Here is a 14710-nt window from a genome sequence, read left to right on the forward strand (position 1 = left end):
GCGTTTACATTATATGTGTAAAACAACGGGATTCATTTTTTCGGGGCCGGTGGGGACCGGCTACATACGTTCAAAAGGGGACAGCACACATGATTACATTCTTTATCGCCTTGGCGATCCTATTCGTCGGGTACAAAGTGTACGGCAGCTACGTCGAGAAGACGTTCGGCATCAAGGAAGAGCGGACGACACCTGCCTACGCGTCACAGGACGGCATCGACTACGTGCCGATGGGGAAAAAACGGAACTCGATGATTCAACTGTTGAACATCGCCGGGGTCGGCCCGATTTTCGGACCGATCATGGGGGCGCTCTACGGACCGGTCGCGTTCCTGTGGATCGTCTTCGGATCGATTTTTGCTGGAGCGGTGCATGACTATTTGACGGGCATGATTTCGCTACGGAACAACGGGGCGCACTTGCCGCAACTCGCCGAGAAGTTCCTCGGCCGCTCGCTCCGCCACGTCGTCAACGGGTTTGCCCTGCTTCTTTTGCTCTTGGTCGGGACGGTGTTCGTCACGTCGCCGAGTAACATGATCAACAACTTGTTCGACGGCAACGCGACGACGCTCACGATCGTCATCTTCGCCGTGTTCGCCTACTACATCTTGGCGACATTGCTCCCGGTCGATAAGATCATTGGGCGCATCTACCCGTTCTTCGGGGCGCTCCTCATGATTAGCGCCATCGGGATCGCCGTCAGCCTGTTCGCACAGGGCTACAAGATTCCAGAGATGACACTCACGAACATGCATCCGGACGGCTTGCCGATTTGGCCGCTCCTCTTCTTCACGATCTCGTGTGGGGCGCTCTCAGGCTTCCACGCCACGCAGTCGCCGATCATCTCGCGGACGACGATGAAAGAGAGCAACGGCCGTGAAATCTTCTACGGCATGATGATTGTCGAGGCGGTCATCGCCATGATTTGGGCCGGGGCCGCCATGGCCATCTTCGAGCCAGGCGAATTGCTCGGATTGATTCAAACGGGTACGCCGGCACTTGTCGTCCAAGAAGTGGCGACGCTCATGCTCGGCAGCATCGGCGGCACACTCGCCATCCTCGGCGTCATCGTCTTGCCGATCACGTCAGGCGACACGGCGTTCCGTAGCGCTCGGATGATCATCGCCGACTATATGAAAGTCGCGCAGAAGAAGTTCTCGTCACGCCTGTGGATCGCGCTCCCGCTCTTCGCGATCTCATACGTGCTCACGAACATGGACTTCCAGATGCTCTGGCAATACTTCAACTGGGCCAACCAGACGACGGCTGTCATCGCCTTGTTCGTCGGGGCGATGTACCTCTACATCAAAGGGCGAAACCACTATATCGCGCTCATCCCGGGCACGTTCATGTTGTATGCGGTCTGGTTCTATATCTTGACGGCACCGATCGGCTTCAAGATGGATGGGGTCATCCCGTACGTCATCGCCACGATTGGGACGATCACGCTGCTCGTCTTGTTCCACATGCGCGCCAAAGCGATGCGGGCACAAAATATGGAATGTGACGTCCCGGTGAAGGAAGTCGCATAATCCACAGACATGGGTCGCTTCGGCCCATGTTTTTGTTTGCAACAAAATCGGGAAATGACCATACTAGAGGAATAGATTTGAAAGGTGGGACCTGAATGGATCAAGAGAAGCTAAAAGACATGCTCCATGCCGACACGCTCGGGGAAGAGATTGCGAGCGCCATCACCCATGGCCTCGGGGTCATCTTCAGCATCGTCGCGCTCGTCTTGCTCGTGAACACGGCGACCGAGACGGGGAGCACGTGGAACGTCATCGCCGTGAGCGTGTTCGGGGTATCGATGATTTTACTGTACCTCTTCTCGACGCTCATGCATGCGATTCCGCATCCACGGGCGAAGCGCGTGCTCCAAGTGTTCGACCATGCCGGGATCTACTTCTTGATTGCGGGTAGCTATACGCCGTTCGCGCTCGTGTCACTCCACGGGAAGCTCGGCTGGATGTTGTTCGGGATCGTCTGGGGCGTCGCGATTCTCGGTATCATTTGGAAGCTGTTCTCGACTGGGAAGTACATGTGGGTATCGAACGTGACGTATCTCGCGCTCGGCTGGATTTGTATCATCGTCGTGCGCCCGCTGTATGAATCCATCGGACATAACGGGTTCATGTTGCTCCTCGCCGGAGGGATCGCCTATTCGGTCGGGATCGTCTTTTACATGTGGCAGAAACTGCCGTTCAACCATGCGATTTGGCATATGTTCGTCCTAGCTGGAAGTGTGCTCGTTTTCCTCAGTATTTTGCTCTATGTGGCACCGAATACGAGCCTGTAAAATAGACGTCCCACGGGGCGTCTGTTTTTTTCTAAATCTAAGGAAATGAATCGGTGAAAACGATTACAAAATTACAGACGGATGGACGTTTGTATGTCATAATAATTTCAGACATCGTCATAGAGATAGATGGGTGTAAACGTAAGGGGGAAAATCAGATGGAAAAAGTGTTGCGCGATGGATTTATCTACATGTCTCAAAACAAAACACTCAACAGTTTGGCTAAAAAATACGGGCTTCGATTCGGGGCTTCGCGCTTTGTGGCGGGGGAAGATTTCAAGACGTCGGTGCCGACGATTCGTGAGTTGAACGCGAAAGGATTATCGGTCACGGTCGACCACTTAGGGGAATTCATCACGACGGTCGCAGAAGCGAACGAAAACCGGGATGAAATCATTCGTGCCATCGAAATCATGGCGGAAGAGAAGCTTGACGCATACATGTCGCTCAAGCTGACGTCGCTCGGATTCGATATCTCGGACGAGTTGATCGAAGATAACATGCGTCAAATCTTGACGACGGCGAAAGAAGTCGGTGTGTTCGTCGCCATCGATATGGAAGACGAGGCACGTTGCGAGAAGACGCTCGACTTGTTCAAGAAATTGAAAACGGACTTTGAGGGCCTGGGGACGGTCATCCAGTCATACTTGTACCGCTCGGAAGATGACATCAATCATCTCGCGCCGCTCAAGCCGAACCTTCGTATCGTCAAAGGGGCTTACAAGGAACCGGCGACGGTCGCTTTCCCGGAGAAAGAAGACGTCGACCACAACTACTTGAAGCTCGTCAAACTCCATCTGGCGAACGGGAACTACGCCTCTATCGCAACACATGACGACCATATGATCGATGCGGTCATCGAACATGTGAAACTGAACAACATCCCACTCGACCAGTTCGAGTTCCAAATGCTGTACGGCATCCGGGTCGAGCGTCAACTTGAGCTCGTCCGTCAAGGCTATAAAGTCCGTGTCTACGTGCCATACGGCCGTGATTGGTACGGCTACTTCATGCGCCGCCTCGCAGAACGTCCGGCGAACGTCGCGTTCGTTTTAAAAGGGATGGTCAAGAAATGAAACAAGCACACGAGTTCAACGTGAACTCGTGTGCTTTTCTGTGTTCATATGTTTGTCGAGGATTCGCTCGATTTCACTTTGTTCGACTTCCGTGACTCCGTCTTTCACCTTCGGGATGATTAACGCCTCATCCTCTTCGTAATAGAGGAAGCGATGCGTCTCGTTCTCGTTCACTTTGAGAATGGATGTCCATGGGACTTGCGTCGTTCGGTGGACGTTGCCACGAACGGCCTGCATCTCGACGGTCGTGTCAGAAAGCTGGAGCGTGACGTCTTTTGGCCAAGTGTCCTGTTTGTTGAGGGCACGACGGGTTTGCCAAAGGGCGAGCGGGGCATGCAAGTCCTTTAGCAGCGGTCTAAGTAATAGCGCGAACAATAGCCCGATTCCGACTGTGATGAGTAAAGATAAGCCGATCGACTCGGGGTGCGGTACGAGGAAGAATGCAGCCGCATACCCGAGAGCGAATAGCGGGAGATTCATATATTTCAACCATACGCCGCGAGCTCGTTTATATTGATTGGAATGGTGAATCATGTCGTTTTGGAAAGCTAAAAAATCGTCAAGCGTCAGTTGATAGGTGGTGACCATTGCATCCACTCCTTTGAGATTCGTCATAAATACGTGCTGATTGAAGAAGAACTTTGTCGCTTAGAGTGTGATGCCTAAGTGTTTTTGTAGCAGATCATTCATTCGAATTCGCTCCGTCTCGTTGAGCATCTGGTTTTGTTTCGGGACGATAATCGCTTCCGCCGCTTCAATAAATATATAGTGATGGGTCTCGTCCTCGTTCACTCGTTCAATCGCTTCCCACGCGACTTGAACCCGTTTGTTGACGGCATTGTGGAGCGAATTGACTTCAATCCCGTTCTCATGGATTGACAAAGTGACATCACGTGGCCATTTCGAGTCCTGTCGAAGTATGGATCGCAACTGTCTCAACCTCATCGTGAAATACACTTTCTTGAAGAGCGGGAATAAGAGCAGCGCCGGGACCACAGCGGCACTGGCGGCGAGTGCGAGGATGACAGGGACGGAGAGCGTTTGCGGTAACAAGACAATCGCGAGGGCAAATCCGTAAAAGGCGGTCAGTAACATGAGTATGAGCGTGACAAGTATAGATTTTCGTTTATCGGGAACCGAGTTTTTGATGAAGTTCTTTTGTAACGTGAAAAAATCATCTTGTGTCAATCGATAATGAATCATCCATCATTGGCTCCTTTCTTTCGTCTAAATGACAGGTTGACGCATGCAATAACGCTAGCATAGGATGGATTATTTTTCCAACAAAAAGACCCAGTGACTGAACACTGGGCCATCTTACAAAATCATCCGTTGATGACCGTCCCACCGTTGACGTGCATGACCTGTCCGCTGACGTACGTCGAGTCGTCACTTGCGAGATAGACGTAAGCCGGGGCGAGTTCCGCTGGTTGGCCCGGACGTTTCATCTCAGCCGAGTCACCGAACGAGGCGACTTTTTCCGCTGAGAACGTCGCTGGGATGAGCGGTGTCCAAATCGGACCTGGTGCGACGCCATTGACGCGAATCTTCTTCTCGGCCAAATTCTTGGCGAGCGAACGCGTGAACGCTGTGATTGCACCTTTCGTCGATGCGTAGTCGATCAATTGATCGTTACCTTCGTACGCTGTGATCGACGTCGTGTTGATGATGCTTGCGCCTTCGTTCAAGTATGGAAGGGCGGCTTTCGTCAAATAGAACATGCTGAAGATGTTCGTCCGGAACGTCTGCTCGAGCTGGTCGTCCGAGATATCGAGGAGCGACTCCTGCGGATGTTGCTCGGCTGCGTTATTGACGAGGATGTCCAAATGGCCGAACGTCTCGAGCGTCTGTTTGACGACGTCTTGGCAGAAAGCCGAGTCGCCGAGGTCACCTTGCAGCAATAGACAAGCTTGACCGAGTTCTTCGATGCGTTCTTTCGTCGCCTCGGCGTCCTCGAGCTCGTTTTGGTCTTTATAGACGATGACCGTATTCGCGCCTTCGTGGGCGAAGAAGATGGCGACCGATTTCCCGATGCCGGAGTCACCGCCCGTGATGATGGCGACTTTATCTTTCAGTTTATCGCTTCCTTTATATCCTTTACGTTCATAGATCGGGTACGGCTCCATCTTCGAATCGATTCCCGGTTGATGGGCTTGTTCTTGGCCGTCTTTCTTGAACGATTCAAAATCCTGTCGGTTCCCCATTGTGTTTAAACGATTGTCACTCATGAATACATTCCCCTTTCTAAAATTGACTCTTTGTGTCTATACCACAGTCACCGAAAAATAAATCGTCCTCGGTGAAATTGGAACGAATTTGAAAAATGAACGCTTGCGAATGAATTGTCATTCATTTATGATAGAAGAGTAAACACGATGGTGATTGCGATTTTTTTTACGCTTGAAATGAATCACTATTCATTCTCATTGAGGGGGGAACAATATGACGAGTCACATCGAACAATCAGCCGACCTCCGTTTGACGAGCAACATTCGTTTTGCGGTCGTCATCGGTTCAGGAGTAATGGGGGCGGGGATTGCGGCTCACTTGGCGAACGCGGGGATTCGTTCGCTCATGCTCGACATCGTACCACGTGAATTGACGGCGAAAGAAGAAGCGAAAGGGCTCACGCTCGAGTCGCCACAAGTACGGAACCGCATCGCTTCTGAGAACCGTCAAAAGCTATTGAAACAAAACCCGGCACCGCTCGCGACAGCGGAGCACTTGAACTTCATCGACGTGGGGAACTTAGAAGATGATCTCGAGCGCTTGAAGGAAGCGGACTGGGTCATCGAAGTCGTCGTCGAACGGCTCGATGTGAAGCAGCAACTGTTCGAAAAAATCGCACCTTACATCCGTGAAGACGCGATTCTCAGCTCGAACACGTCGGGTATCTCGATCGAGGCGATGGCGAGCGTATTGCCGGAAGGCTTGAAGGCACGTTTCCTCGGGACACACTTCTTCAACCCGCCGCGCTATTTGAAACTGCTCGAACTTATCCCGACGGAGAAGACGGCACGCCCGGTCATCGATTTCATGGCCCGCTTTGCTGAGGACCGTCTCGGGAAAGGCGTCGTCGAAGCGAAAGACACACCGAACTTCATCGGGAACCGCATCGGCACGTACGGACTCCTCGTCACGTTCGAAGAGATGCTCAAGCAGAACGCCTCGATCGGCGAGATGGACTCGATCACCGGACCGCTCATCGGCCGGCCAAAATCGGCGACATTCCGCACGCTCGACGTCGTCGGCATCGACACGTTCGTCCACGTCGCCGGAAACGTCTATGAGACGCTCGACGCAGGTGAAGAGAAGGATACGTTCGACGTCCCTGCTGAAATGAAGACGCTCGTCGAGAAGGGTTGGATTGGTCAAAAGGCCGGACAAGGCTTCTATAAGAAAGACGGAAAAGTCATCCAGGAACTGAATCTCGAGACGTTCGAATACGAACAATTGAAAGCGATTACAGGACCGGAGCTCGACCAAATCAAATCGCTCCCAGGCTCAAAAGCGAAGCTGAAAGGTGCCATCTTGAACAAGGGACGCGTCGGACAATTGCTCTGGCCGGTCACGGCGAAGACGCTCGTCTACTCGGCTCGTCTCACAGGCGAGATCAGTGACTCGATCGTCGCCATCGATGACGCGATGAAGTGGGGCTTCGGCTGGAAGTTCGGACCGTTCGAGACATGGGACGCACTCGGTGTCGAGAAATCGGTCGCCCGCATGAAAGCGGAAGGCTATGACGTCCCGGCGTGGATCGATGAGATGCTCGCTGCCGGACACACATCCTTCTATAAGGGAGACCAGTATTACGACCAAGCGTCACAGACGTACGTTGAGAAGACCGTCAACCCGAAAGAAGTGAAACTCGCCCCGCTCGCCAAGTCGAACGGGATCGTGCTCGAGAACGGTGGGGCCCGCCTCATCGATATCGGAGACGACGTCGTCGCCCTCGAGTTCACGTCACCGAACAATGCGATCGGTGTCGACATCATGCAGATGATTGAACAGTCGATCGACCTCGTCGAGACCGACTTCAAAGGACTCGTCCTCGCCAACGATGGTAAGAACTTCTGTGTCGGTGCCAACCTCGCGATGATGCTCATGGAAGCGGAAGACGAGAACTGGTACGAGCTCGATTGGATCATCAACAAGTTCCAACAAGTCGTCCAGAAGATTCGCTACGCGGGTCGCCCGGTCGTCGTCGCACCTTACGGCATGACGCTCGGCGGCGGGACAGAAATCAGCTTGCCGGCCGCACGCATGCAGGCGGCGCTCGAGACGTATATGGGTCTCGTCGAAGTCGGCGTCGGCCTCATCCCAGGTGGGGGCGGAAACCTCAACACGTACCGTCGTCTCCTCGAGCAGACACCGAAGTCGATGCAAAACATCGAGAAAGCGGCGCAACAGACGTTCGAGAATATCGCCATGGCGAAAGTATCGAAGTCGGCCTATGACGCGAAAGCGCTCGGCTATCACCGTCCGGTCGACGGCATCTCGATGAACCGCGACCACTTGACGTTCGACGCGAAACAGACGGTGCTCGGTCTCGCTGACGGCTACACGGCACCGGTTCGTGAGAAGTTGCCGGTCGTCGGTCAAACGGGGAAAGCGACACTCGAACTCGCGGCGTACGAGATGTTCTACGGTGGCTATATCTCTGAACACGATTTGAAGATTGCGAAAAAATTTGCCCACGTCATCAGCGGCGGCGATTTGGCATACGGCACGATGGTCGACGAGCAGTACTTCCTCGACATCGAGCGCGAGGCGTTCCTAAGCCTCATCGGGGAACCGAAATCGCAGCAACGGATGCAACATATGCTCGTCAAAGGCAAGCCACTTCGGAACTGACAAAAGGGGGACTTAACAGATGAGAGAAGCAGTCATCGTGGCCGGCGCACGGACGCCGGTCGGAAAAGCAAAACGCGGTTCGTTCCGAAACGTTCGCTCGGACGAACTCGCGGGTCACGCGATTAAAGCGACGCTCGAGCGGTCTGGCTACACGGGACCAATCGACGACGTCATCATGGGGTGCGCCATGCCGGAAGCGGAACAAGGGATGAACATCGCCCGCTACGCGGCCGTACGAGGTGGCTTGTCGCACGAAGTACCGGCCATCACGATCAACCGATATTGCTCGTCCGGCCTTCAAGCGATCGCCGACGCGGCAGCGAAAATCATGATCGGTCAAGCGACGGCGGTCATCGCCGGCGGTATGGAATCGATGAGCCTCGTCCCAATGGGCGGCCACGTCATCCGTCCGAACCCGACAATCATGGAGACGGCTCCGGAATACTATATGAGCATGGGCCACACGGCAGAACGTGTCGCGGCCGAATATAACATCTCGCGCGAAGACCAAGACCTGTTCGCCATCGACAGCCACCAAAAAGCGGCGGCAGCGATCGCGGGCGGCAAGTTCGAAGAAGAGATCGTCCCGGTCACGGTCGTCGAGCACGTGCTCGGCGAGGACGGGAAAGTCGCGGAACGTGAACTCGTCGTCAAACATGACGAAGGCGTCCGTGCCGACTCGACACTCGAGGCGCTCGGTAAACTGCGCCCGGCATTCAAAATCAAGGGCTCGGTGACGGCGGGGAACGCGTCACAAGTGTCCGATGGCGCGGCAGCCGTGCTCGTCATGGAGCGTGAAGAAGCCGAACGCCAAGGCTTGAAACCGATGGCAAAATTCCTCTCGTTCGCGGTCGGCGGTGTCCGTCCGGAAGTGATGGGCATCGGCCCGGTCGTCGCCATCCCGAAAGCGCTCGAGATGGCCGGCGTGAAGTTGGAAGAAGTCGGATTGTTCGAACTGAACGAGGCGTTCGCGAGCCAATCGCTCGGCGTCATCCGTGAACTCGGCATCGACCCGTCGAGAGTGAACGTCAACGGCGGCGCGATCGCTCTCGGGCATCCGCTCGGTTGCACGGGCGCGAAACTCGCGGTCTCGATCTTGCATGAGATGAAACGACGCAATGAAAAGTATGGGGTTGTGACGATGTGCATCGGTGGCGGTATGGGTGCTGCTGGCGTCTTCGAATTACTATAAGGGGGAATTGACAATGGAACGTACAGAACATGAATTGATTAAAGGCGGTAGCTTCGTCATCGACGCACTCGACGCGGATCGTTTGTTCACACCGGAAGACTTCTCGGACGAGCACAAGATGATTGGCGACACGACGGCGAGCTTCGTCGACGACCGTGTCATGCCAGTCCTTGGACGCATCGAGAAACATGAGTTCGATCTCTCGGTCGAACTGTTGAAAGAAGCGGGCGAGCTCGGCCTCCTCGGCGCGGACGTACCGGAAGAGTACGGCGGTTATCAGCTTGATAAGATCTCGTCATCGATCATCACGGAGCGGTTCGCCAAGGCACGTTCATTCGCCCTCAGCTACGGCGCCCACGTTGGGATCGGGACACTCCCGATCGTCTTCTTCGGAACGGAAGAGCAAAAGCATAAGTACTTGCCGAAGCTCGCGACCGGCGAATGGATCGCGGCGTACGCCCTCACAGAGCCAGGCTCAGGCTCGGACGCGCTCGGTGCGAAAGCGACGGCCGTCTTGAACGAGGCCGGCACGCACTACGTGTTGAACGGCGAGAAGCAATGGATCACGAACGCCGGTTTCGCGAACGTGTTCGTCGTCTACGCGAAAATCGACGGCGACAAGTTCAGCGCCTTCATCGTCGAGCGTGACTTCAACGGGGTCTCGACAGGGGCCGAAGAACAGAAGATGGGCATCAAAGGCTCATCGACACGGACGCTCATCTTAGAAGACGTCGAAGTCCCAGTCGACAACCTCCTCGGAGAAATCGGCAAAGGGCACGTCATCGCCTTCAACATCTTGAACGTCGGTCGTTACAAACTCGCGGTCGGTGCGGTCGGTTCGTCGAAACGTGCGTTCGATCTCTCGGTCCAGTACGCGAACGAACGTAAACAGTTCAAGACGCCGATCAGCCAGTTCCCGCTCATCCAAGAAAAACTCGCGACGATGGCTGCGAACATCTATGCGATGGAGAGCTCGGTCTACCGGACGGGCGGTCTGTTCCAAGACAGCCTCGACGCCCTCGGCGACGACAACATGCGTGACGGCTCGAAAGTCGCCCAAGCGATCGCTGAGTATGCGATTGAATGTTCATTGAACAAGGTGTTCGCCTCGGAGACGTTCGACTACGTCGTCGACGAAGCGGTCCAAATCCACGGCGGCTACGGCTTCATGACCGAATATGAAGTCGAGAACTTGTACCGTGACTCACGCATCAACCGGATCTTCGAAGGAACGAACGAGATCAACCGCTTGATCGTGCCGGGCACGCTCCTCAAGAAAGCGATGAAAGGCGACTTGCCACTCCTCGCCGAAGCACAGAAACTCCAAAAAGAGCTCATGAGCTACATGCCGCAAGAGCTCGACGGCTCACCGCTCGCACGCGAGAAGATGCTTCTGTCGAACATGAAGAAAATCAACTTGATGATCGCCGGAACGGCCGTCCAGAAATATCAGCAAGACCTTCAGAATGAGCAAGAGATTCTCGCGAAGATCGCCGACATCATCAGCGCCATCTACGCGCTTGAAGCGGCCATCACGCGGACGGATAAAGCCATCGCCCGCACAGGCGCTGAGAAGAACGGACAGAAAGTCCGCTACACCGAAATCTTCGCCGAACAAGTGTTCAAGCAAGTCGAACTCATGGCGAAAGAAGTCTTGTACGCGGCCGCATCGGGCGACGAGCAGCGCATGCTCTTATCGGCGATGAAGAAGTTCAGCCGTTATCAGCCAATCAACGTCATCGGCACGAAACGCGAAGTCGCAGCGAGTCTCATCAAAGCGAACAAGTTTATCGTGTAAGCAAGCGAGAGAAAGGGTGGGCCGGACGCGGTCGGCCCTTTCTTTTTGCCTTGCCGACACCGTACAATGGACGGGAGGAGGCGAAGTAGATGAGACGTAAGGCATTGTTAGAACGGATGGGTGCGATTGGCCGCTCAGTCGCAGAGCATGATGGGACACTCATGCTCCTCGCGCTCGGTTCGATCGGGCTCGAGACGGATCGGCTCGACGACTATTCGGACCTCGATTTCTTCTTGATCGTCGAGGATGGGCATAAGGCCCGCTTTATCGACAATTTGGATTGGCTCGCCGTCGAGCCGCTGGCGTACCAGTTCCAAAACACGAAAGACGGACATAAGGTCATGTATGAGGACGGCATTTACGCCGAGTTCGCCGTGTTTGAAGTCGTTGAGATGCCTGGCATCGCCTACACGCCAGGCCGTGTCGTCTGGGAGCGGGACGAGGCGCTCCACGCCTTCGTAACGCCTAACGTCGTCACAGACGTCCCTGACGCCGCATATTGCTATGAAGAGGCGCTGACGAACCTATACGTCGGATTGCTCCGGGAACGACGTGGCGAGCGACTTGCGGGCTTTGAACTCATTCAAGTCGCGGCAATCAATAACGTGCTGAAGGCACATGGAGAGATGAGTGACCCGTTCAATCCGACGCGACGCGTCGAGACGAAGCATCCTGACGTGACTAGGCTCCTTGAGCAAGGGGTATTAGGCTATGGGCGTTCCGTCGAGGCGGCAGCTGCGATTCTCGGTTATATCGAGGCGCGTCATCCGGTGAACGCATCGTTGAAGCGAGAGATTGAGCGTTTGCTTGAAGCGTGAATGGTCGATTCGGAATGTGCTACATTTATAGAAGAGGTGATGAACATGGTGACACTATATGGCTATCCGCCATGCAGTACGTGTAAAAAAGCAGAGAAGTGGTTGAAAGAGAACGACGTCGAGTATACATACGTCCATATCGTCGAGGCGACACCGTCGAAAGATGAACTGGCCGAACTATGGAAACAGTCGGGTCTCCCGCTCAAAAAATTCTTCAATACGAGCGGCCAAGTATATCGAAACGAAGGCATCAAAGATCAACTGCCAAATTTATCAGAAGACGAACAACTCGAGCTTCTCGCGAGCAATGGTATGCTTTTAAAGCGTCCAATCGTGACAGATGGTCAAAAATCAACTGTCGGATTTTCAGAAAAGTCGTTTACAGACGTTTGGGGCGAAGTGCTATAATACTCGTGTGAGTCTAATTCATTTGAGGGGGAAGTTAAGATGAGCAAAGTACCTGCCAATCTACGTTATTCAAAAGAGCACGAATGGGTTGAAGTGAACGGAAGCGTGGCCCGCATCGGGATCACGGATTTCGCACAAAGCGAACTAGGGGATATCGTCTTTGTCGAACTTCCTGAAGTCGGCGGCACGATTTTACTCGATGAGCCGTTCGGTTCGGTCGAGTCGGTCAAAACCGTATCAGAGTTGTACGCTCCAATCTCTGGAAAAATCACAGCGGTGAACGAATCACTCGCCGATTCACCAGAACTCGTCAACGAGGCACCGTTCGAAGGCGCTTGGATGATCGAAGTCGAGTTGAACGATGCGTCAGACGTCGACAAACTCATGTCAGCCGAAGAATACGAAGCGATGATTCAAGGCTAAACAAAACCCGGTTTCTCTTCACGAGAAGCCGGGCTTTTTTGTTCATTCGAAATCGAGGCGGTAATGATCAGGCTGGATGAGCGACGTCCGGTTGAACAGGCGGTAGAAGATGATTCCGAGCGTTATCGGGATGAGTCCGAACAAGACGATGACGAGCATGACGTTCCAGAGCGCGAACCCTCCCGGCATCAAATGCAAGGCGTTGATTGGCCCGATGAGGCCGGAGACGCCGAAACCGGCACTGATCGGCGTGCCTTCGATCCGAAGGATGCCTGCGAGCGCTCCGAGGATGGCCGCATTGGCGAGTACGGGCAACATCATGATCGGACGACGGACGAAGTTCGCCATTTGAATCTTCGGTGACCCGAGGAAGTGGGCGATCGACGTTCCCGTCGCGTTCATCTGCCAGCCGGCGATGGCGAGACCGAAGCCGGCGGCGACGACCCCTAAGTTGGCGGCCCCGGCCGCGACACCAGACAGACTGATCGCTGTGGCGATGCCGACCGTCGAGATTGGCGAGACGATGATGAGCGAGAACGCCATCGCGATCAACATACCCATCACAATCGGCTGCAGTTCCGTCATCGTCATAATGATCGTCCCGACGTATGTGGTGATTTGTGAGATGTAAGTGAGCAGGAACGCCCCGATTCCTCCGGCGACGACGATGACCGTCATCGGTAAGACGAGTACCGTGTATGTCTTCAAGCGTGGCGACAACTGCATGACGAGGAACGTCGCGAGAGCGGCCGTCACACCGGCCGTGATGACGTCACCGATTCCAGCCATGAGGAACGCCCCTTCTTCGATGCGGATGGCGCCGCTCCCGACTTGGGTCGCGATGCCGATCGTGCCGGCCTCGAGTGCCGAGCGTCCGAACTGCATGGCGACGGCGACACCGATGATGACCGGTAAGAGACGCATCGCGATTGTCGTCGCATCTAAGATGAACTGCAGTGACGGAACATAAGGTAAGATGGCTTTCGTTAATTCACCGAGCAAGGCGCTCGGGATGAGGGCGATGAGGATGGCAAGACTGAGGCCGTTCAAGACGTTCATCAAAAACTGTTTTCTGGTAAGCTTCTCTTCCGTCATTGGGGATTCACCTGTCCTTTTCTACTGGTATGCTGTTATGTACAAAAGCAATAAAGTTAATGACCATACTATGCCTCTTTCTAGCAAGCGTCAATATAAAATGTTGAAATGTTCAGAATTTTCCATTTGAGCACAACTTTTGAACCGACCGGTCCGGATTCATATACTTAGAGGAGAGGTGAGAACAATGATTACTGACGGATTCTTATATATATACGCCCCGATGTGCGGTACATGCGCCGTGGCCGAGCGGATGCTCTCGGTCGTCGAGGCCGTCGACCCCGAACTCCAGATTGAAAAGCGCGATGCCAACTTTATCCCGAACGAGCTCGAGGTGTATCAAGTCATGAGCGTCCCGGCGCTATTGAAGCTGGAAAATGGCCAAGTTCGCGATCGTTTGTATGCGTTTCAAAACGTCCAGCACGTCCTATCTTTCGTCAAATGAGATAGGATGATTAGAATAATCTGAAAATTTTAAATAATCAGTTGACACAGAAAGTTCACGAATGATATATTCATTACAACATCTTACTTGAACACAACATAGGTCGAGATTTTCCCGTCAGCAAGACGTTTTCGAACAACCGTTGCATGAGCTTACGCGATTTCAGGTGGACCTTCCCTTCGATTGTCCCCCAAAAAAATCAAGCGTCGGGGCACCGGTCGCGTAATTGCATGGTCCGTTCGAAGACCGAGTGATGATCGGGTAAAAATCCCCCATATAAGGATGAATGCTCTGATCGGGCA

Annotated in this window: 14 protein-coding genes; 10 read left to right on the forward strand and 4 right to left on the reverse strand. The window is 54.0% G+C overall.

What is annotated here, in order from left to right:
• The first annotated feature begins 89 nt into the window (after positions 1-89).
• From KNP86_RS03875 to KNP86_RS03885, 3 genes are all read left to right on the forward strand, one after another.
• Positions 90-1532, forward strand: coding sequence for a carbon starvation CstA family protein (locus tag KNP86_RS03875; RefSeq protein WP_034778488.1), 1443 nt, complete (start codon positions 90-92; stop codon positions 1530-1532).
• 95 nt (positions 1533-1627) lie between these two features.
• Positions 1628-2299, forward strand: coding sequence for a PAQR family membrane homeostasis protein TrhA (trhA, locus tag KNP86_RS03880; RefSeq protein WP_034778486.1), 672 nt, complete (start codon positions 1628-1630; stop codon positions 2297-2299).
• Between the two features lie 158 nt (positions 2300-2457).
• Positions 2458-3375 (forward strand): proline dehydrogenase family protein, encoded by a 918-nt coding sequence (locus KNP86_RS03885; protein ID WP_034778483.1) that lies wholly within the window; start codon positions 2458-2460, stop codon positions 3373-3375.
• Between the two features lie 15 nt (positions 3376-3390).
• On the opposite strand, the gene KNP86_RS03890 is transcribed toward KNP86_RS03885, so the two are convergent.
• The 3 genes from KNP86_RS03890 to KNP86_RS03900 form a co-directional block, all read right to left on the reverse strand.
• Positions 3391-3963, reverse strand: coding sequence for a YcxB family protein (locus tag KNP86_RS03890; RefSeq protein ID WP_214752967.1), 573 nt, complete (start codon positions 3961-3963; stop codon positions 3391-3393).
• A gap of 60 nt (positions 3964-4023) precedes the next feature.
• Positions 4024-4578 (reverse strand): YcxB family protein, encoded by a 555-nt coding sequence (locus KNP86_RS03895; protein ID WP_214752969.1) that lies wholly within the window; start codon positions 4576-4578, stop codon positions 4024-4026.
• A gap of 122 nt (positions 4579-4700) precedes the next feature.
• Positions 4701-5603 carry an SDR family oxidoreductase gene (locus tag KNP86_RS03900; RefSeq protein WP_371743398.1) on the reverse strand — a complete coding sequence of 301 codons (903 nt, stop codon included), beginning with the start codon at positions 5601-5603 and terminating at the stop codon, positions 4701-4703.
• A 214-nt stretch (positions 5604-5817) separates the two neighbouring features.
• Here KNP86_RS03900 and KNP86_RS03905 point away from each other — a divergent pair, with 214 nt between their 5' ends.
• The 6 genes from KNP86_RS03905 (at position 5818) to gcvH (ending at position 12868) form a co-directional block, all read left to right on the forward strand.
• A complete protein-coding gene (locus KNP86_RS03905) occupies positions 5818-8229 on the forward strand; it encodes a 3-hydroxyacyl-CoA dehydrogenase/enoyl-CoA hydratase family protein (protein WP_214752971.1) in 2412 nt (803 codons plus the stop codon).
• A 19-nt stretch (positions 8230-8248) separates the two neighbouring features.
• The gene (locus tag KNP86_RS03910; protein WP_214707315.1) at positions 8249-9421 is read left to right on the forward strand and encodes an acetyl-CoA C-acetyltransferase; all 1173 of its coding nucleotides are present in this window, start codon (positions 8249-8251) and stop codon (positions 9419-9421) included.
• 13 nt (positions 9422-9434) lie between these two features.
• Positions 9435-11219 (forward strand): acyl-CoA dehydrogenase family protein, encoded by a 1785-nt coding sequence (locus KNP86_RS03915; protein ID WP_214752973.1) that lies wholly within the window; start codon positions 9435-9437, stop codon positions 11217-11219.
• Positions 11220-11308: 89 nt separating this feature from the next.
• Entirely contained in the window at positions 11309-12037 is a 729-nt protein-coding gene (locus KNP86_RS03920) for a hypothetical protein (protein WP_214752974.1), read from the forward strand.
• Positions 12038-12082: 45 nt separating this feature from the next.
• Positions 12083-12445 carry an arsenate reductase family protein gene (locus tag KNP86_RS03925; protein WP_034778464.1) on the forward strand — a complete coding sequence of 121 codons (363 nt, stop codon included), beginning with the start codon at positions 12083-12085 and terminating at the stop codon, positions 12443-12445.
• Between the two features lie 39 nt (positions 12446-12484).
• On the forward strand, positions 12485-12868 hold the full coding sequence (gcvH, locus tag KNP86_RS03930; protein ID WP_021065488.1) for a glycine cleavage system protein GcvH: 384 nt from the start codon (positions 12485-12487) through the stop codon (positions 12866-12868).
• Positions 12869-12910: 42 nt separating this feature from the next.
• Here gcvH and KNP86_RS03935 read toward each other — a convergent pair whose 3' ends face one another.
• Positions 12911-13963: a PTS sugar transporter subunit IIC gene (locus KNP86_RS03935; RefSeq protein WP_214752976.1), complete on the reverse strand. Its 1053-nt coding sequence runs from the start codon at positions 13961-13963 to the stop codon at positions 12911-12913.
• A gap of 187 nt (positions 13964-14150) precedes the next feature.
• Between KNP86_RS03935 and KNP86_RS03940 the strand changes: the two genes are divergently transcribed.
• A complete protein-coding gene (locus KNP86_RS03940) occupies positions 14151-14408 on the forward strand; it encodes a thioredoxin family protein (protein ID WP_214752978.1) in 258 nt (85 codons plus the stop codon).
• Positions 14409-14710: the final 302 nt, after the last annotated feature.

This window comes from Exiguobacterium sp. s16 (assembly GCF_018618115.1).
In the GTDB taxonomy this organism is placed as follows: domain Bacteria; phylum Bacillota; class Bacilli; order Exiguobacteriales; family Exiguobacteriaceae; genus Exiguobacterium; species Exiguobacterium mexicanum_A.

What these genes read in the sequence shown, in the direction of transcription:
- KNP86_RS03875 (WP_034778488.1), top strand. Translation starts at nt 90, where the DNA reads ATGATTACATTCTTTATCGCCTTGGCGATCCTATTCGTCGGGTACAAA.
- trhA (WP_034778486.1), top strand. Translation starts at nt 1,628, where the DNA reads ATGGATCAAGAGAAGCTAAAAGACATGCTCCATGCCGACACGCTCGGG.
- KNP86_RS03885 (WP_034778483.1), top strand. Translation starts at nt 2,458, where the DNA reads ATGGAAAAAGTGTTGCGCGATGGATTTATCTACATGTCTCAAAACAAA.
- KNP86_RS03890 (WP_214752967.1), bottom strand. Translation starts at nt 3,963, where the DNA reads ATGGTCACCACCTATCAACTGACGCTTGACGATTTTTTAGCTTTCCAA.
- KNP86_RS03895 (WP_214752969.1), bottom strand. Translation starts at nt 4,578, where the DNA reads ATGATTCATTATCGATTGACACAAGATGATTTTTTCACGTTACAAAAG.
- KNP86_RS03900 (WP_371743398.1), bottom strand. Translation starts at nt 5,603, where the DNA reads ATGAGTGACAATCGTTTAAACACAATGGGGAACCGACAGGATTTTGAA.
- KNP86_RS03905 (WP_214752971.1), top strand. Translation starts at nt 5,818, where the DNA reads ATGACGAGTCACATCGAACAATCAGCCGACCTCCGTTTGACGAGCAAC.
- KNP86_RS03910 (WP_214707315.1), top strand. Translation starts at nt 8,249, where the DNA reads ATGAGAGAAGCAGTCATCGTGGCCGGCGCACGGACGCCGGTCGGAAAA.
- KNP86_RS03915 (WP_214752973.1), top strand. Translation starts at nt 9,435, where the DNA reads ATGGAACGTACAGAACATGAATTGATTAAAGGCGGTAGCTTCGTCATC.
- KNP86_RS03920 (WP_214752974.1), top strand. Translation starts at nt 11,309, where the DNA reads ATGAGACGTAAGGCATTGTTAGAACGGATGGGTGCGATTGGCCGCTCA.
- KNP86_RS03925 (WP_034778464.1), top strand. Translation starts at nt 12,083, where the DNA reads ATGGTGACACTATATGGCTATCCGCCATGCAGTACGTGTAAAAAAGCA.
- gcvH (WP_021065488.1), top strand. Translation starts at nt 12,485, where the DNA reads ATGAGCAAAGTACCTGCCAATCTACGTTATTCAAAAGAGCACGAATGG.
- KNP86_RS03935 (WP_214752976.1), bottom strand. Translation starts at nt 13,963, where the DNA reads ATGACGGAAGAGAAGCTTACCAGAAAACAGTTTTTGATGAACGTCTTG.
- KNP86_RS03940 (WP_214752978.1), top strand. Translation starts at nt 14,151, where the DNA reads ATGATTACTGACGGATTCTTATATATATACGCCCCGATGTGCGGTACA.